General features: G+C 61.6%; 14 protein-coding genes. 8 read left to right on the top strand and 6 right to left on the bottom strand.

Features of this window, described 5'->3' with window-relative positions; all coding sequences use genetic code 11:
- The first annotated feature begins 165 nt into the window (after window positions 1-165).
- Both QP990_RS01045 and radA read left to right on the top strand, forming a co-directional pair.
- Window positions 166-753 carry a hypothetical protein gene (locus QP990_RS01045; protein WP_284798033.1) on the top strand — a complete coding sequence of 196 codons (588 nt, stop codon included), beginning with the start codon at window positions 166-168 and terminating at the stop codon, window positions 751-753.
- Window positions 754-826: 73 nt separating this feature from the next.
- Complete coding sequence (radA, locus tag QP990_RS01040; RefSeq protein ID WP_259825268.1) at window positions 827-2,188, top strand: DNA repair protein RadA; 1,362 nt, start codon at window positions 827-829, stop codon at window positions 2,186-2,188.
- 3 nt (window positions 2,189-2,191) lie between these two features.
- On the opposite strand, the gene QP990_RS01035 is transcribed toward radA, so the two are convergent.
- Window positions 2,192-2,884 (bottom strand): hypothetical protein, encoded by a 693-nt coding sequence (locus tag QP990_RS01035; protein WP_284798032.1) that lies wholly within the window; start codon window positions 2,882-2,884, stop codon window positions 2,192-2,194.
- A gap of 63 nt (window positions 2,885-2,947) precedes the next feature.
- Window positions 2,948-3,562 carry a carbonic anhydrase gene (locus QP990_RS01030; RefSeq protein WP_284798030.1) on the bottom strand — a complete coding sequence of 205 codons (615 nt, stop codon included), beginning with the start codon at window positions 3,560-3,562 and terminating at the stop codon, window positions 2,948-2,950.
- A gap of 35 nt (window positions 3,563-3,597) precedes the next feature.
- Here QP990_RS01030 and QP990_RS01025 point away from each other — a divergent pair, with 35 nt between their 5' ends.
- The gene (locus tag QP990_RS01025; protein ID WP_239205483.1) at window positions 3,598-4,458 is read left to right on the top strand and encodes an A/G-specific adenine glycosylase; all 861 of its coding nucleotides are present in this window, start codon (window positions 3,598-3,600) and stop codon (window positions 4,456-4,458) included.
- Between the two features lie 56 nt (window positions 4,459-4,514).
- On the opposite strand, the gene QP990_RS01020 is transcribed toward QP990_RS01025, so the two are convergent.
- Window positions 4,515-4,685 carry a DUF4236 domain-containing protein gene (locus QP990_RS01020; RefSeq protein ID WP_080970400.1) on the bottom strand — a complete coding sequence of 57 codons (171 nt, stop codon included), beginning with the start codon at window positions 4,683-4,685 and terminating at the stop codon, window positions 4,515-4,517.
- 142 nt (window positions 4,686-4,827) lie between these two features.
- Here QP990_RS01020 and QP990_RS01015 point away from each other — a divergent pair, with 142 nt between their 5' ends.
- Window positions 4,828-5,955, top strand: coding sequence for a lipase family protein (locus tag QP990_RS01015; RefSeq protein WP_284798029.1), 1,128 nt, complete (start codon window positions 4,828-4,830; stop codon window positions 5,953-5,955).
- 82 nt (window positions 5,956-6,037) lie between these two features.
- On the opposite strand, the gene QP990_RS01010 is transcribed toward QP990_RS01015, so the two are convergent.
- On the bottom strand, window positions 6,038-8,794 hold the full coding sequence (locus tag QP990_RS01010) for an ATP-dependent Clp protease ATP-binding subunit (RefSeq protein WP_284798028.1): 2,757 nt from the start codon (window positions 8,792-8,794) through the stop codon (window positions 6,038-6,040).
- Window positions 8,795-9,016: 222 nt separating this feature from the next.
- Here QP990_RS01010 and QP990_RS01005 point away from each other — a divergent pair, with 222 nt between their 5' ends.
- A complete protein-coding gene (locus QP990_RS01005) occupies window positions 9,017-10,243 on the top strand; it encodes a serine/threonine protein kinase (RefSeq protein WP_284798026.1) in 1,227 nt (408 codons plus the stop codon).
- A 66-nt stretch (window positions 10,244-10,309) separates the two neighbouring features.
- Here the strand turns inward: QP990_RS01005 and QP990_RS01000 are convergent, their stop codons facing one another.
- Entirely contained in the window at window positions 10,310-11,731 is a 1,422-nt protein-coding gene (locus tag QP990_RS01000) for an MDR family MFS transporter (RefSeq protein ID WP_239208073.1), read from the bottom strand.
- A gap of 111 nt (window positions 11,732-11,842) precedes the next feature.
- On the opposite strand from QP990_RS01000, the gene QP990_RS00995 reads away from it, so the two are divergent.
- Genes QP990_RS00995 through crtI form a run of 3 tightly spaced genes read left to right on the top strand, consistent with a single transcriptional unit; the run spans window position 11,843 to window position 15,720 of the window.
- Complete coding sequence (locus QP990_RS00995; RefSeq protein WP_284798025.1) at window positions 11,843-13,279, top strand: GuaB1 family IMP dehydrogenase-related protein; 1,437 nt, start codon at window positions 11,843-11,845, stop codon at window positions 13,277-13,279.
- A 25-nt stretch (window positions 13,280-13,304) separates the two neighbouring features.
- The gene (locus QP990_RS00990) at window positions 13,305-14,180 is read left to right on the top strand and encodes a squalene/phytoene synthase family protein (protein WP_284798024.1); all 876 of its coding nucleotides are present in this window, start codon (window positions 13,305-13,307) and stop codon (window positions 14,178-14,180) included.
- A 10-nt stretch (window positions 14,181-14,190) separates the two neighbouring features.
- The gene (crtI, locus tag QP990_RS00985) at window positions 14,191-15,720 is read left to right on the top strand and encodes a phytoene desaturase family protein (protein ID WP_284798023.1); all 1,530 of its coding nucleotides are present in this window, start codon (window positions 14,191-14,193) and stop codon (window positions 15,718-15,720) included.
- Between the two features lie 4 nt (window positions 15,721-15,724).
- Here the strand turns inward: crtI and QP990_RS00980 are convergent, their stop codons facing one another.
- Window positions 15,725-16,189: a hypothetical protein gene (locus QP990_RS00980; protein WP_284798021.1), complete on the bottom strand. Its 465-nt coding sequence runs from the start codon at window positions 16,187-16,189 to the stop codon at window positions 15,725-15,727.
- Between the last annotated feature and the right edge of the window lie 548 nt (window positions 16,190-16,737).

Genomic DNA, 16,737 nt, shown 5'->3' with positions numbered 1-16,737 from the left:
CCCGGTTGACTAAGGCCGCTATTTTATCACGCACGGCCGCCCCGACTGCGGATACCCCCGTATACCCCCACGGTCTACCCGCCCGATTTGGGACAACTGTGTACTTTATCGCGAAAGGGACTAGGCTAAAGCGTTGACAAGCCCTGTGATCGCAATTGATGGAGGATGCTCAACGTGCAGTCCCTGAAGTCCGCCGCCCGCCGCGGTGCCATTATTTCCGTTACCGCCGTCTCCGCTCTGGCGTTGGCTTCTTGCTCGGCGGGTCATGTCACCCAGACCGCTGAAAAAGTGGCTGCGGTCGATGGCGCTTCTGCAAGCACGGAAGATAATAAGGCTGCAGTTCGCGATGTCACCATCCTGGTAGAGCCGGACGGCACTGCTGCACTGAAGTTCAGCGCCATTAACCAGGGCTACGACACCGATGTCATTTCCTTGGAGTCCGTGAAGGTCGATGGCCAGCGCGTTGAGATGAAGCAGCCACAGCCGCTGCACCGCGATGAGTCCATCATCGCTGATTCTCAGAAGAACCTGGAAGCTAACCCCCAGCAGGATTCCGAAACCGTCCAGTACATCGCCACCAAGTTGAAGAATGATGACTACGGCTACGCCGGTGACCGCCCGGTTACCTTCGAGTTCTCCAATGGCTCCATCGACGTAAACGCCACCATCGCTGCCACCCAGATGCAGTCCGGCGAGTTCGACCGCGACGTCGAGTCCTCCGAGGGCTACACCTCCGAGGCTCCGGAGAACTAAGCCATACCACTTTCCTGCCCCGCTCCCAGCCCGCTTCGGGCTGGGAGTGTCTGTGTGTTTTAGGCTAGAAGCCATGGCCAAGAAAACCCGCCCCATCCATACCTGTTCCGAATGCGGCTACGTCTCGCCCAAATGGCTCGGGCGATGCCCGGACTGCGGTGCGTGGGGCACGCTGGAGGAAAAGGCACCGGTGGTGGCGGTGCCTGGGGCGTCGGCAAGCAAGGGCGTAGCCCCGTCGAGTCCGGCACAGCCGATTACCAAGATTGGGGCGCAGGCAACAAAGACGGTGCGCACCGGTATCGGCGAGTTGGATCGCGTGCTGGGAAGCGGCATCGTGCCGGGCTCGGTGGTGCTTATGGCCGGCGAGCCCGGCGTGGGCAAATCCACGCTACTGCTGGAAGTAGCCTCGCGGTGGGCACAGCTCGGCCGCACCGTGCTCTACGCGACGGCCGAGGAATCCGCCGGCCAGGTCCGCTCCCGCGCCGAGCGCACCGGCGCCTTGCAGGAAACTTTGTATTTGGCGGCCGAGTCCAACTTGGATGGGGTCTTCGGGCACGTCGATAAGCTGCAGCCTAGCCTCATCATCGTCGATTCGGTACAGACCATGCATGCCGTAGGTGTGGAGGGTGTATCCGGTGGCGTGGCACAATCGCGCGCGGTAACGGCCGCGCTGACGTCATTGGCGAAATCCACGGGCATTCCAGTGCTACTGGTCGGCCACGTCACGAAGGACGGCAACGTGGCCGGGCCACGCGTGCTGGAGCACCTTGTCGACGTCGTCTTAAACTTCGAGGGCGACCGCCAATCCAGCCTGCGCATGCTGCGCGGCATCAAAAATCGCTTTGGTGCCACCGACGAGGTGGGCTGCTTCGAGCAGACCTCCGGCGGCATTCGGGAGGTAGCGGATCCCTCCGGGCTATTCCTCTCGCACCGCGGTTCTACGCCGGATGGCTCGGCCGTGACGGTCGCGATGGACGGGGTGCGGCCGATTCTGGCGGAGGTGCAGGCGCTGACGGTGGACCCGGTGGCGAAAAACCCGCGGCGGGTGGTTACCGGGCTAGATTCCAACCGCGTGCCGATGGTGCTCGCGGTGCTCCAGGCCCGCGCCGGCCAGCGCACCAATGATAAAGATGCCTACGTCGCCACGGTCGGCGGCATGCGCATTACGGAAACCGCGACGGATTTGGCGGTGGCGTTGGCGACGTGGTCCTCGTTGCACGAGCAACCGCTGCCGGCCAAGACGGTTGTCATTGGCGAGGTGGGCCTGGCCGGCGAGTTGCGTCCAGTGCCCAATGTGGAGCGGCGCTTAATGGAGGCCGCGCGGCTGGGTTATAAGAACGCGATTGTCCCACGCGGGGAAATCGAGCCAGTAGACGGCATTCGCGTCCACCAAGCTGGGACGCTAGGGCAGGCCATCGCTGCGGTGGCGGGCTAGCGCCTAGCGCAGCGTGAAGTCCTGCGGCGGGGAGGAGTTATCGCCGATGATGGTGTGGGCGAAGTAGGCGCCTGGTTCAGCCGCGGAGCGATTGGTGCATTCGCCCGGCTTGGAGGCTTGGCGGGACCATTCGGCCTCGAATTTTACGTCCTTGCCGGCCGGGAAAGTCTGCGAGCCGGTCTGCACGGAAGCATAGCAATCCGTATCGGACCACACGCGCTCGTTATCGGCCATCTTGTAGACCTCGAAGCGCAGCAGGTTCTTGTCTAGGTCGATCTTGCAATCTGCGGCCGTGGGGTTGGTGACTGTCATGAAGAACTTCGGCAGTTCACCCTCCGGCACAGAGTAGTTCAACATGGAAGTGCGCACCTGGAGGTCTGCCAGGTCACAGGTCTTCTTTGCTGCCTCGGAGCTCGCGGCCGCGGAGCTGGAGGGCTCGCTTTCGGCAGACTCGCTTTCCGACGCCCCCTCGGCCAACGTCTCCGCGGAGGTTGCGGAGGTTTCTGGGGCAGCAGAAGATGAGGTCTGTTCCGGCGTAGGCGCGGGTGCGGCGGTATCGGCCGGCTCATCGCTGCTGCCCCCGAAAGCAGCCACAGCCGCCCAGATCAGCACCACGACCAGCACGAGTACGATGATGAGCGCCGCTACTCGTCGGCGCTTGTAAATCTCTTCTGGTAGGGGCTTTTTCTGCGTCACGCTGTCAATTTTAAGCGGTGGGCACGGGCCGGTGCGCTAAGCCCGCGCCGCGTGTCAGGCGGGCTAGTCCACCCCGAAGGTCTGCAGGGTTTCCACGCTGGAATCTTCCAGCAGGTAGCGCGCGCCGATAACGCCCAGGGCACCCTCGTCGAGCAGACGGCGGACGTTGGGCACGCTGGCCACCAGCTGGGCGACGGTCTGGCGGGTGTGCTCCCGCTCGACGTCGTCAGTCGTGGCATTTGGGCCCGCCACCAGTGCGGAGGCGGCAACCTTCTCGATGATGGGGCGCTGCAGGCCGGTGGGCAGCTTGCCGCCGGATACGAAACCGGTAGCCGCGCCCACCGCGCCGCAAGATTGATGGCCGAGGACTACCAGCAGGTTGGGTTTGAGGGCAGCAAGGGCGTAGTCGAGGGAGGCTAGGACGGCGTCGTCAAGAATGTGGCCGGCAGTGCGGATGACAAAGGCATCGCCGAAGCCGATATTGAAGACGTGCTCGATAGGGGCGCGGGAGTCGGAACAGGAAATAACCACCACGCGAGGGTCCTGGCCGTGAGTTAGGCCCTCGCGGTTATAAATCTCGCGCACGTCGACGGTCTCGCCGTCCAATACACGCTGATTTCCCGCCTTGAGGGCCTCCCATACGGCCTGCGGTTCGTGGGCAACATTACGTAAAGGCATAGGCCACATTCTAATGCCCTAGACTATCTCCCACGATGGATTCGCAAGCTCTTCTTTCCTGGTTCGATGCCAATGAACGAGACCTGCCCTGGCGCCGGCCTGGCACGAGCGCGTGGGGTGTGCTGCTCAGTGAGGTCATGAGCCAGCAGACCCCAGTCGCCCGCGTGGCTCCGGTGTGGGAGGACTGGATGCGGCGCTGGCCCACCCCGGCAGATTTTGCCCAGGCCACTCGGGCGGAGGTGCTGCGCGCCTGGGGCAAGCTGGGCTACCCGCGCCGCGCGCTGCGCCTGTGGGAGTGCGCGGCGGCTATTGGCGAGGGCGAGGTACCGGCGGACGTCGATGAATTGCTGTGCCTGCCTGGCATTGGGGATTACACCGCGCGCGCTGTGGCCTGTTTTCACTTCGGGGTAAACGTACCGGTGGTCGATACCAATGTGCGGCGGGTGTATACCCGCGCAGAAGAGGGCCGGTTCCTTGCGCCGCAGCCATCGAAGCGGGAGCTGGCGGCCGTGGCAGAGCTTTTGCCGGCCGAGAATGGGCCGCGCTTTTCAGCCGCGCTTATGGAGCTGGGCGCGCTGGTGTGCACGGCGAAGAATCCCGCCTGCGAGCAGTGCCCGCTGCGCGCGAGCTGTGCGTGGCAGCTCGCTGGCCGGCCGCAGCCCAGTGCAGAGGAGCAGGCACAGGCGAAAAAGCGCGTGCAGAAATTCGTCGGCACGGACCGACAGGTGCGCGGCAAGATTCTGGACGTGCTGCGCGCGGCGGAGCGGCCGGTACCACAGTCCGAGATTGACGTGGTCTGGCCCGATGCGGCACAGCGCTCCCGGGCGTTGGCTTCGCTGCTTGCCGACGGCCTCGCCGAGCAAAACGACGCTGGCCTGTTCCACCTCCCTATTTAGGAGGTTAATAATGGCCAGCTATAATCGCAGGTCGCGATCCAGGGCGTGTGAGCTGGTTAACGCCAGCGGCCGCGGAAATTGAATCCGCCCGGCAGGTTCACCCACATGCCGCCGCGGGAATTAAAGGTGACCGGCCCTACCTTGGTAGACATCGACGCGCCGGATCCAGAGACGTTGATCCAGCTATTCTTGCCGGTCTTTTTTCTTGAACGATACTGAAGTCCCATAAGCATTTATTTTAGCAATTCCACTTCCACCGTTCCTACTGCGCAGTAGGTTTTGGATATGGAAAAGATTTGTATGAGACTCCTCACAGTTTGTTCACTAATCCTCGGGTCGCTCTTTCTGCCGCCAGCTGCAAACGCGGCGGTGACTTCAGCTCACCCGGCGCCGCACCTGGCAGAATCGGCGGGCCAGGCGCAGGTGTTTACATATGACACCACCACCGATGCCGGCAAGCCGGTGCAAGCCTCGGCTACCTTGTACGAGCCCACTGCACCGTGGCGTGGCAAGGGCGAGCGCCCGACCATCGTCTTCGGACCAAGCACGCGTGGGCAGGGCGACCAATGCGCGCCGTCGCGCGCGGGCATGCAGCTGGGGTCGGTGGGCCTGAGCAAAGTGGGCTCTCCCACCATTAATGCCAGCTACGAGTACTCATTTTATATGATGGCCCTGCGCCACGGGGCACGCGTTATCGTTGCCGACCTTATTGGGTTGGGCATGCCAGGACACCACACGTATGTAAACCACATTGAAGAAGCACACGCGCTTCTCGACGCCGCCCGCTCCGGCCTAGAACTCGCGCACGCCCCGAAGGACGCCCCTATTGGCTTTGCGGGCTATTCGCAGGGCGGCGGCGCCTCGCTCTCCGCAGCCGAGTATGCCGAACGCTACGCTCCTGACCTCAACGTAGCCGGCACATACGCTGGCGCGCCGCCAACGGACCTGCCGGAGACTATGCGCAGCATTGACGGTTCAGCTATCGCCCACGTGCTGGGCTATGCCATTAATGGCTTTTCTGAGCGTAGCCCAGAATTCCGCGATGCAGTGTTGGCGGAACTCAACCCACGAGGCAAGGACTTCTTACGTTCCGCGGCCACCAGCTGCACGGGCGATTCTGTTCTCATGTGGGGCTTTACAAATACCCGAATGCTTACCCGCACCGGGGAATCCTTGTCCGGGATTGTGGAACGCAAACCTGTCGTTAAGGAAACTTTAGAGCGCCAAAACCTGGGCAAAGCGGTGCCAAATGCACCGGTAATGATGGCTAGCTCACCTAGTGATGATTTAATCTCTCATGACCAGGTACGCAGGACTGCTGGAGCGTACTGCTCTATGGGCGGAACCATCGATTTCGTAGCCGCACCCGGCACCGCAACGATTCCACGCACTGGAATCGACCACGCCGTGCCCTTGCACCTAGAGATGCCGGTCGGGTTGCAGTATCTCTTTGACCGCTTTGAGGGCAAACCGGCCCCCACTAACTGCACAGCATAAATAGATTCCTGGGCGCAAATAAAGCCGCCCAGTTCTCGCAGGGAAAGCGAGGGCTGGGCGGCTTTAAGGCGCTATAGCGCCACTACATCGGCTGGCCGGCGCCTGCTGGCGGCGGGTTATGGCCATCGTCATCGGAGTCGGAACCGGAGCCGGACTCTAGGTCGGTTCCGGCGGCGGTGGAGCCGCCATCGCCCGGAACGTCCGGGGTGATGGTGTCGGGCTCGCCGGCATCGGTGGAGTCGGCGTCGTTTTCGCGCACCTCGGCGTCGTCAAGCTGCGGCTCCTCGGTGTCCTCCGGCAGAGGCTTCGGGCGTGGGCTGAAGGTGAACTTCGCGCCAGTGTTGTCCTTGGACTCGCCGTCCCAGCCCTCGACGTCGACGGTGATGATCTCACCGGCGCCGATTTCGCCGAAGAGGATCTTTTCGGAGAGCTGATCCTCGATCTCGCGCTGGATGGTGCGACGCAGCGGACGAGCACCCAATACTGGGTCGAAGCCACGCTTGGCCAGGAGGTTCTTGGCCTTGTCCGTAAGCTCGATGCCCATATCGCGCTCCTCCAGCTGCTTGGCCACGCGGCCGATGAGCAGCTCGACCATTTCCACAATCTGCTCCTGAGTGAGCTGGTGGAAAACAACGATGTCATCGATACGGTTCAAGAACTCCGGGCGGAAGTGCTTCTTCAGCTCGTCGTTGACCTTCTGCTTCATCCGATCGTACTGAGCATCCGCATCATTTTCGGAAGAGCCAGTAAAGCCCAAGCCCACCGGCTTCGAGATGTCCTGGGTACCCAAGTTCGACGTGAAGATGAGAACGGTGTTCTTGAAGTCAACAACGCGACCCTGGCCGTCGGTAAGCCGGCCATCCTCTAGCACCTGCAACAAGGTGTTGTAGATCTCCTTGTGGGCCTTCTCAATCTCATCAAAAAGCACGACGGAGAACGGCTTGCGGCGAACCTTCTCGGTCAGCTGGCCGCCCTCTTCGTAGCCGACGTATCCCGGAGGAGCACCGAAGAGACGAGAAGCGGTGAAGCGGTCGTGGAACTCACCCATATCGATCTGGATGAGGTCATCATCCGAACCGAAGAGGAAGTTAGCCAGGGACTTCGACAGCTCGGTCTTACCCACACCGGACGGGCCAGCGAAGATGAAGGAGCCGGACGGGCGGCGCGGATCCTTGAGGCCTGCACGGGTACGGCGGATGGCGCGGGAGACGGACTTGACCGCCTCGTCCTGGCCAATGATGCGCTTGTGCAGCTCTTCTTCCATGTTGAGCAGACGGTTGGATTCCTTCTCCGTCAGCTTCAGCACAGGGATGCCGGTCCAGTGTGCCAGCACCTCTGCAATCTGGTCCTCGCCAACCTCGGCGATTTCCTCGAGGTCACCGGAACGCCACTGCTTTTCCTTCTCAGCGCGCTCCTCACCCAGCTTGCGCTCCTTATCGCGCAAGCCAGCTGCCTTTTCGAAGTCTTGGGCATCGATGGCCGCTTCCTTCTCTTTGCGGACCTCCGCGATGCGGTCATCGACCTCGCGTAGGCCCTTTGGCGCGGTCATGCGCTTGATGCGCATACGCGCACCAGCCTCATCGAGAAGGTCGACGGCCTTATCCGGCAAGAAGCGGTCATTGATGTAGCGATCCGAGAGGGAAGCTGCAGCGTGCAGCGCCTCATCGGTATAAGACACGCGGTGGTGAGCCTCGTACTTATCGCGCAGGCCCTTCAGAATCAAGAAGGTGTCATCCAGGGAAGGCTCGTCTACCTTAACCGGCTGGAAACGACGCTCGAGGGCGGCGTCCTTTTCGATGTGTTTGCGGTACTCATCCAAGGTGGTAGCACCGATGGTCTGCAGCTCGCCACGGGCCAACTTTGGCTTGAGCAAGGAAGCTGCATCGATAGCACCTTCAGCAGCACCAGCACCGACCAAGGTGTGGATCTCATCGATAAACAAGATGATATCGCCGCGCTGGTTAATCTCCTTGAGGACCTTCTTCAGGCGTTCCTCGAAGTCACCGCGGTAACGAGAGCCGGCCACCAGGGAGCCTAGGTCAAGCGAGTAGAGCTGCTTGTCCTTGAGGGTTTCCGGGACCTTGCCGTTGACGATGTCGAGCGCCAAGCCCTCGACCACGGCGGTCTTACCAACGCCCGGCTCACCGATGAGGACCGGATTATTCTTTGTGCGGCGAGAGAGCACTTGCATGATGCGCTCTACCTCGGACTCGCGGCCAACGACAGGATCAAGCTTGCCGTCCTTGGCAGCCTGGGTGAGGTTGCGGCCGAATTGATCAAGCACCAGGGAATTGGAACGCTCACCGGAACCACCGGAGCCGCCACGAGCGCCGGCGCCAGCACCTGCACCGACTGGACCGGAGCCTTGACCATTGGAGGAGCCGCCCTCCTGCTGTCCACCTTCGTAGCCGGACAGCAACTGGATAACCTGCTGGCGCACGCGTGGCAGGTCGGCGCCGAGCTTGGTCAGCACCTGCGCGGCGACGCCATCGCCCTCGCGAATGAGACCCAGCAGCAAGAACTCAGTACCGATGTACTTGTGTCCCATCTGCAGGCCCTCACGCAGGGAGAGCTCAAGAACCTTTTTGGCACGTGGAGTAAAGGGGATGTGGCCAGTATGCGGCTGGCTACCCTGGCCGATAATTTCCTCGACCTCACGGCGGACATCCTCCAGGGAAATACCCATGGATTCCAGTGCCTTGGCAGCGACGCCTTCGCCTTCATGGATAAGGCCGAGCAGGATGTGCTCGGTGCCGATGTAATTGTGGTTAAGCATGCGTGCTTCTTCCTGCGCCAAAACGATGACGCGGCGAGCACGATCGGTAAACCTCTCGAACATGATTCCCCTATACTTTCGCTTCTAATGTGTCACCCACTCTAACGCGGCAATCCGCCGATCATTTCCGGTTTTACTCCCAGATGCCCGCAATACCGCGATAATTCCCCATCTTCGCAGCTCACACGGGTGTACGCCGGTAGCGAACAGGGGCACGGGCATGTAATCTGGAATCGTTTTATTGTTCCCCGCCCCTCTTCCGCACTGTTTAAGGAAATCTCCACCGTGCCGCAACTTCCTGAGTTCTTCGCCACCCAACACAACCTGCACGAATTGGCAGTAGTGGATGAAGCTCCTTCCTCTACACTCTTTGCCGTGGAAGACGGGGCCACGCACCAGCCGCTGAGCGTGGAGATTTTCGCCCCAGGAATCACCGGCATGGTGGAAAAGTCCACCGCGTTACATGGATTGCATCACCCGGCTATCGCACCGCTGGTAGGCACGGGCACTACCGCAGACGGGCAAGAGTTTATTGTGCGCGAGGGGTTTGTCGGCACCCAGCTTTCGCAAATACCCAATAATCTCAGCCGCACGGACGCGGCGGAGATCTTTGGCCCCCTGGCCGGTGCGGTGGACTTTTTGATCTCTCGCAAGCAGGCAGACTTTGCGGTCCATGGGCTAAGGGAGGCCCGGGTGGGCGTCGACAAGCAACGGCAGATTTCGGTACTGGCCGCGGCCGGCCCGTCTCCCGAGGAGCACGGCGAAGCGGTAGAGGCATTCGAGCAACTCGTCGCGCGCAAGTGCCCGGACTATAAGGCCACCGGCACGGCGGATAGCGCCAAGGATGTGGTGGCGCATCTGCGCCCGCAGGGAGAGTTCGATACCGCGCAGATCCCGCGCGTGCAAGCCCCCGAACCGCGCCCCCAGCAGCAATTCGCCCCGCCGCAGCCACAGCCACAGCCGCAGCAGCAGCAGGCGATGGCCCAGCCCATGGGGCAGCAACCCATGGGGCAACAGCCCATGGCGCCAGCGCCGCAGAAGAAGGGCAAGGGCGGTCTCATTGCGTTGATTAGCGTGTTGGCGGTGGCCGCGATTGCTGCCGCGGCGGCGCTGTGGTTCTTCTTGTCCTACCCCAGCTGGAATGACAAAGAACAAAACCTGGCGGATGCGTACCCGAACCTGGTGAGCTCCCGTAGTGGCCAGGAGGGCTTCGATGGGGCAAAGTGTTCCTCGCGTGAGCCGGAGTCTGGCCAGGAGGCCAAGATTTCCTGCGTGGGCGATGGGTTTAGCTATATCGTGACCTACTACCCCAGCATAGAAGAGCGCGATGCCATGCTTCCCGACGCCGAGCCGGTGGAGCTTTCCAATGACCAGTGCACCATCCAAAGCTATGAGACCACCGCGGATGTTCCTACTTACGTCATGGCCGTTGAAGGCACCCAATCCGCGTTCCTCGTGTGGGGCGATAAGGCTGAAAACGAGCGGCTGAACCTGCCGCTGTGCGCCTCTTAAATCGCACTCTCAGAGTTTCCGGCCCGCCGCGCATAGCGTGTGCGGGCCTTATGCCTGTCCTAGTGGCTACTCCGTCGACGGCACGCGCTTGAGGAAGGGGGCCAGCACAATAACCACCAGCGAGAGCACGCCTGCAAAAAGGAATGCCCAGTGCGCACCGTGAGCGGTGGCAGCAGCATCATTCATGCCTTGTGCCAGGCCAGCCTTGGTGCCACGGCTAAGGAACGTCATCAAAAAGGCAGTGCCGGCCGCGCCCGCCAGCTGCTGCAAAGTATTAAGGATGGCGGAGCCGTGTGAGTAGAGCTCATCCGGCAGGGAGGCCAGGGACGTCGTCATCAGTGGCGTCATCATGAGCGCAATGCCGAGGGCGAATAGGACGTGCATAGCAATGACCATCCACACAGCGCTGTCCTCAGTGAGCAGGGTCATCAGCCACGTACCCGCGGCAAGGAGAAGGGCACCTGGAATCATCAGCGGACGGGGCCCGTGGACATCATAGAGGCGGCCTACCATCGGGGAGATGCCGCCTTGCAGCAAGCCGCCGGGCATGACGACGAGCCCGGTGACCAGGGAACTTACCGCCAAAGAGGTCTGCAGGTAGATGGGCAGGACATTGACCACGCCAAGCAATAGCCCGAACATCAAAAGCATGCCGAGTACCGCCACGGTGAAGTTCGGAACCTTAAATGGTCGCATATCCAGCAGGGCGCGATTGTCTTTAGCCAGGCGCACTTGCCGGAGGGTAAAAAGCGCCAAGGCCACAAGTCCTATGGCGAGGACGAGGATGTCTATGAGGCCTTCGCCCTCCAGAATATTTTCTAGGGACGATACGGCATATACCAACCCGCCAAAGGCAAGGACGGACAAAATAACTGAGGGGAAATCCAGCGGGGTATCGCGTTTATCGCCCACGTTGACTAGGCGGAGGTAGCCGGCGACGCCGATGAGGCCGAGCAGCGGAACCATGGTCCAGAAGATAACGTGCCAGGTGAACATGCTAAGAACCAGACCGCCCACCGTAGGTCCGAGCGCTGGGGCCACGGAAATGACCACGGAGATAATGCCCATGACGCTGCCGCGACGCTGCGGCGGGACGAGGGTCATCGCCACCGTCATCAAGGTGGGGATCATCAACGCAGTACCCGCCGCTTGGAAAACGCGCCCCACCAGCAAGATGCCGAAGGCTGGGGCGAGTGCCGCAAAGACTGTACCGGCAAGGAATACACCCGCGGAGGCGAGAAAGATCTGGCGGGTGGTGAATTTATCCATGAGAAAGCCGGTGGTCGGGATGACCACGCCCATGGTGAGCAGGAAACCGGTAAGCAACCACTGGGCGGAGGTAGCCGGGATGTCAAAGTCCGCCATGATGGCAGGCAATGCCACCGAAAGGGCGGTCTCGTTCAGGATCATCACCATCGCACCAAGGACGAGGATGGTGAGGTTGATTTTTACCTCTGCGGAAATGTGCGGATCTGGTTTCTGAGACACCCAGATAGGATACTGAGGCCGCCGATATGGGGAAAGTCGGGGAGTATAATTTTAATGTCTTCCTCCGCGCGGTCAGACCGCGCCACCCGAATATATAGAGAGGCCATCCCAGTGCGTTTTCTCCAGGATTCCCGCCCGCCGTACGAATTGACCTATTCCGATGTGTTCATAGTGCCCAGCCACTCCGAGGTGGGCTCGCGCCAGTCGGTGGATCTCACCACTGAGGACGGCACTGGCAATACCATCCCGCTCATCGTGGCCAATATGACCGCCGTGGCCGGTCGCCGCATGGCCGAGACCATCGCGCGCCGCGGCGGGCTCACTATCCTGCCACAGGACCTATCCCTGGATGCGGCCGCAGAGACCATCGCCTCCGTGAAAGCGGCTGACTTGGTCTATGACACCCCCATTATCGTGAAGCCGCACCATACCGTGGGCTATACCAGCAACCTTTTGCACAAGCGCGCTCATGGCGCGGCCATCGTGGTCGACGGGGACATGCCCATCGGCATTATCACACCGAAGGATCTGCGCGGGCAGGATAATTTCACCGCCGTCGGCCAATTGATGACCACGGATCTGGTAACGCTGCCGGTGGGCATTGACCCACAGGAGGCCTTCACCAAGCTGCGCAAAACCTCGCGGAAGTTGGCACCGGTGGTCAACCCGGATGGCACCCTGGCCGGAATCCTCACCAGGAAGGGGGCGGTGAGGGCGAAGATGTATAAGCCGGGCGTCGACAAGCAGGGCCGGTTACACATTGGTGCGGCCGTGGGCATCAACGGCGATGTGGAAGGCCGCGCCCGTGCCCTAGCGCAGGCGGGAGCCGACGTCCTAGTCATTGATACCGCACACGGGCACCAAGACAGCATGCTCAGCGCGCTGCGCAAGGTAAAAGCGCTGGACTTGGGGCTTCCCATTGCTGCCGGCAATATCGTCACAGCGGAGGGCGTGCGCGAACTGGTGGCCGCCGGCGCGGACATCATCAAGGTCGGCGTGGGCCCAGGCGCGATGTGCACCACCCGCATGCAAACGGGTGTGGGCCGCCCGCAATTCTCGGCCGTCCTGGAGTGCGCTGCGGCAGCCCGCGAGGTTGGCGCCCACGTCTGGGCCGATGGCGGCGTGCGCGACCCGCGCGATGTCGCTCTTGCTCTGGCCGCCGGTGCCTCCAATGTCATGATCGGCTCCTGGTTCGCCGGAACCTTTGAATCCCCAGGTGACCTGCACAAGGACGCCGATGGCGCCTTCTACAAGGAATCCTTTGGCATGGCTTCGCGCCGGGCAGTGCGCGGCCGCAACTCCGATACGGAGGCCTTCGAGCGCGCCCGCCGCGAGATGTTTGAAGAGGGGATTTCTACCTCTCGTATCTACCTCGACCCCGAGCACGGCGGCGTGGAGCATCTAGTGGACCGAATCATTTCTGGCGTCCGTTCCTCGTGCACTTACGCCGGCGCCAATTCCTTGGCTAGCTTCCACGAACGCGCCACTGTGGGCGTGCAGTCCGCCGCCGGGTTCGCGGAGGGGCAGCCGCGCGCCACGAACCGTTAATAGGCTGCATGCTACGTTGACAGATATGCTAACTCGCTATGACCAAGCGGCCTCCCGCGCGGCCGCACAGGTTATGGGGCGCTACTCCACCAGCTTCTCGCTGGCCACGCGGCTCTTGCGCGGGCGGGTGCGCGCCGATATCCGCCACTTATACGCGGTGGTGCGCATTGCCGATGAGCTTGTCGACGGCGCCGCTGCCCAAGCCCACACCGACCCCGCCGCCGCATTGGATGCCTACGAGAAAACCATCCTGGCCGCACCGCAGCAGCGACTGCACACGGATCTCGTGGTCCACGCTTATGCCTTGACCGCGCGTCGCTGTGGCTTCCCCCGCGAGTACCTTGCTGCCTTCTTTCACTCCATGCGCGCGGATCTTAAACAACGCGAGTATTCTTCGGCCGAGCTGCAAGACTATATCTACGGCTCGGCGGAAGTCATTGGGCTTTTGTGCCTACAGATTTTCCTAGCCGAGGAAAGCGTTTCACCCGCCGACCGCACTGCCATGGAACGCGGCGCCCGCGCGCTAGGTTCGGCATTCCAGAAGATAAACTTCCTGCGTGATTTGGGCGAGGATAGCTCTACTTTGGGGCGCACCTATTTTCAGCAGGCCCCATCCGGCCGGATTGATGAGGCCACCAAGTCCGCGCTCATCGCAGAGATCCGCCAGGAGCTTGCTACCGCCGCGCTCACCATCGACTTGCTACCTGCCTCCGCACGGGTTGGTGTGAGCGCGGCGGCGGATATCTTTGCCGAGCTGACCAATCGCCTCGCCGCAACCCCTGCTACGGACCTCGCCACCACGCGCGTATCCGTGCCCAACCACACCAAGGCTTGGTTAGCGGCCCGCGCAGTGCGCCGCCGCGGCCACAGCAAGCACGCCCCACACCAAGCCGAAGATTAAGGAGAACGTCATGCACGCCGTCGTCATCGGAGCCGGCATCGCTGGACTCGCCACCGCCGCCTTGCTCGGCCGCGAAGGATACGAGGTCACCGTGGTGGACTCGCTGGATGAGGTGGGAGGCCGCGCCGGCAGCTTTGCAGAAGACGGCTTTCGCTGGGATACGGGCCCGTCCTGGTATCTCATGCCCGAGGCTTTCGATCATTTCTTTGCGCTGTGCGGCACCTCTACCGAGGCGGAGCTAGCTCTGGTGGACCTCTCCCCCGCCTACCGTGTTTTTCATGGGGATGCGCCCGTAGACGTGCACTCCGGCATCGAGGAAGTCACCGCGCTGTTCGAGTCCTTGGAACCCGGCGCGGGAGACAAGGTCCGGCAGTACTTGGCGCAGGCCAGCGATACCTATGACATGGCACTCGAGCACTTCCTCTACACCACCTTCTCCGCGCCGCTCAATTTGGTGCACCGCGATATTCGCACCCGGCTTTCTCGCCTCGTGGCGCTGCTTGCGGCAAACCTGCAGCAGCACGTGGGCCGTAACTTCGCTGATGCCCGCCTGCGCCAGATTCTGAGTTATCCGGCGGTCTTTTTATCCTCCGAGCCGGCCGCCGCCCCAGCCCTATATTCCCTGATGAGCCACACCGACCTGGTGGAGGGGGTGCGCTACCCACAAGGTGGCTTCGCCGCCGTGGTCCAGGCCGTCTACCGGCAAGCGAAGAAGTTTGGCGCCACCTACCGTTTGGGCGAGGAGGTTACCTCCATCAAGGTCTCTAATCGGCAGGTAACAGGCGTGCGCACGAATAAGGGCGCCATCCACGCCGATATCGTGATCTCCGCGGCGGACTTGCACCACACCGAGACCCAGCTTTTGCCGCCGCAGCTGCGCACCTACCCGGAGCGTTACTGGGGCCGGCGCAATCCGGGCCTGGGTACCGTGCTCATCTTGGCCGGGGTGAAGGGCAAGCTGCCCGAGCTGGCACACCATACGTTGCTATTTAGCAAGGACTGGGATCCGGATTTCCGCGCCGTCTATTCCGGCCCAGAGCCCTCCCGGCCGTTGGGGGCCTCCGAGTCCATCTACGTGTCCAAGACCTCCGCTACCGACCCGAGCGTCGCCCCCGAGGGCCACGAAAATCTCTTCATTCTGGTGCCGGTGCCGGCCGCGGAGGCACCAGGGTTTGGCAATGCCTATCACGCTGAGGAGTCCGAGCGCGTTGCTGCGATTGCCGACGCCGCCCTCAACCGCATCGCGGCCACGGCCGGAGTGCCGGATTTGCGAGAGAGGGTCGTCGTCAAGCGCACGCTCGGCCCGGCCGATTTTGCCGAGCGCTACCATGCCTGGTCGGCCGGCTCCATCGGACCGGCACACACGCTGCGACAGTCGGCGTTTTTGCGCGGACGCAATACCTCACGCAAGGTAAACGGCCTCTACTATGCGGGGGCTACCACCGTGCCGGGCGTCGGTGTGCCAATGTGCCTGATTTCGGCCGAGAACATCATTAAGCGCCTGCGGGGCGATAAATCCGCCGGCCCACTCGTGCGCTAAAAACTTAGATATCCAGGAGAACTACTCGCCCGCTGCCACTCAAATCCACGCATTTGGGCAAGCGGTTTTCCGGCTCTGAATCATCTAAGAACTTTGGCGCGGATACATCGCATGCCCAGCCTTCGACCTTGAGGAAGCCGCGGGTATTTACTTCCTCCAGCTTAAAGTCGTGATTCACGTAGCTATCTACGACCTGCATAGCTTTGGTGCAGTTCGTGCCATCGACTTGCACGTAGACGTTCTTTCGTCCCCATTTGGTATCCATCTGCCCACAGATAGTGCCCATTTTGGCGTTGCCATTGGAATCGGGCTTAGGTGGGAAGGTATCGGAGTAGTACTGACCGTTGTCTTTTACGGTGAAATGATGTCCCTTCGCTGTGACCGTGAACTCATCCGAGTTTGGTGCCTCGAAGGTAACGCCTTCAATTTCTACCTTCTCCCCTGCCTTGAGCTGTTTCGACGGAGTCATATCACCTGGATCCACCGCGCCAGATGGGAAGAATCCCTCCCCCCTTTTTGAAGCTGACCATATTAGCCTCCCACTGCGGCTGGTTTGGGTCTGGCATTAGGGGTGGATCTGCGAACTGCACGGTGCACCACGGGCCTGCGGAGAGCTCTTTAAAGGAGCACGAAACTTTTCCATCGGGACTTTTAACTCCCCACGCCTTCGACTGCGCGTATTCGGGGCCCTTCGCCAAAAAGTCCTCGGCCGAACGCATGGTCAGCCCCGAGGAATCCACCTTCTTTTCTGATTCGGTAGTTTCTTCCGCTGTGCTCTCTGGGGAGGAAGCTTCCGCCGAGCTAGTTGCGGTGCTTTCGGTCATCCGTGGACGGAATTGGGGCGCTTCCTCGTTACTGTCAGCAGAGGAACATGACGCAAGCCCAACGGCCAATACAGGTAGGGCAAGGATAGGGAGAATTCTTTTCATGCCTCGCATTTTTCCATGCGGTGAGAAACTGCGCTGGTCTTTTGCAGCAGGGGTGCAGGAACGAACATGAGCAGGAAATAGCAAAGCC

Origin of the sequence: Corynebacterium sp. MSK071 (assembly GCF_030232125.1) — a bacterium.
GTDB lineage: Bacteria > Actinomycetota > Actinomycetes > Mycobacteriales > Mycobacteriaceae > Corynebacterium > Corynebacterium kefirresidentii.
Note: the sequence above shows the minus strand (reverse complement) of the source record. Positions and strands in the feature narration are given on the sequence as shown.

What these genes read in the sequence shown, in the direction of transcription:
- QP990_RS01045 (WP_284798033.1), top strand. Translation starts at nt 166, where the DNA reads ATGCTCAACGTGCAGTCCCTGAAGTCCGCCGCCCGCCGCGGTGCCATT.
- radA (WP_259825268.1), top strand. Translation starts at nt 827, where the DNA reads ATGGCCAAGAAAACCCGCCCCATCCATACCTGTTCCGAATGCGGCTAC.
- QP990_RS01030 (WP_284798030.1), bottom strand. Translation starts at nt 3,562, where the DNA reads ATGCCTTTACGTAATGTTGCCCACGAACCGCAGGCCGTATGGGAGGCC.
- QP990_RS01025 (WP_239205483.1), top strand. Translation starts at nt 3,598, where the DNA reads ATGGATTCGCAAGCTCTTCTTTCCTGGTTCGATGCCAATGAACGAGAC.
- QP990_RS01020 (WP_080970400.1), bottom strand. Translation starts at nt 4,685, where the DNA reads ATGGGACTTCAGTATCGTTCAAGAAAAAAGACCGGCAAGAATAGCTGG.
- QP990_RS01010 (WP_284798028.1), bottom strand. Translation starts at nt 8,794, where the DNA reads ATGTTCGAGAGGTTTACCGATCGTGCTCGCCGCGTCATCGTTTTGGCG.
- QP990_RS00990 (WP_284798024.1), top strand. Translation starts at nt 13,305, where the DNA reads ATGCTAACTCGCTATGACCAAGCGGCCTCCCGCGCGGCCGCACAGGTT.
- crtI (WP_284798023.1), top strand. Translation starts at nt 14,191, where the DNA reads ATGCACGCCGTCGTCATCGGAGCCGGCATCGCTGGACTCGCCACCGCC.
- QP990_RS00980 (WP_284798021.1), bottom strand. Translation starts at nt 16,189, where the DNA reads ATGACTCCGTCGAAACAGCTCAAGGCAGGGGAGAAGGTAGAAATTGAA.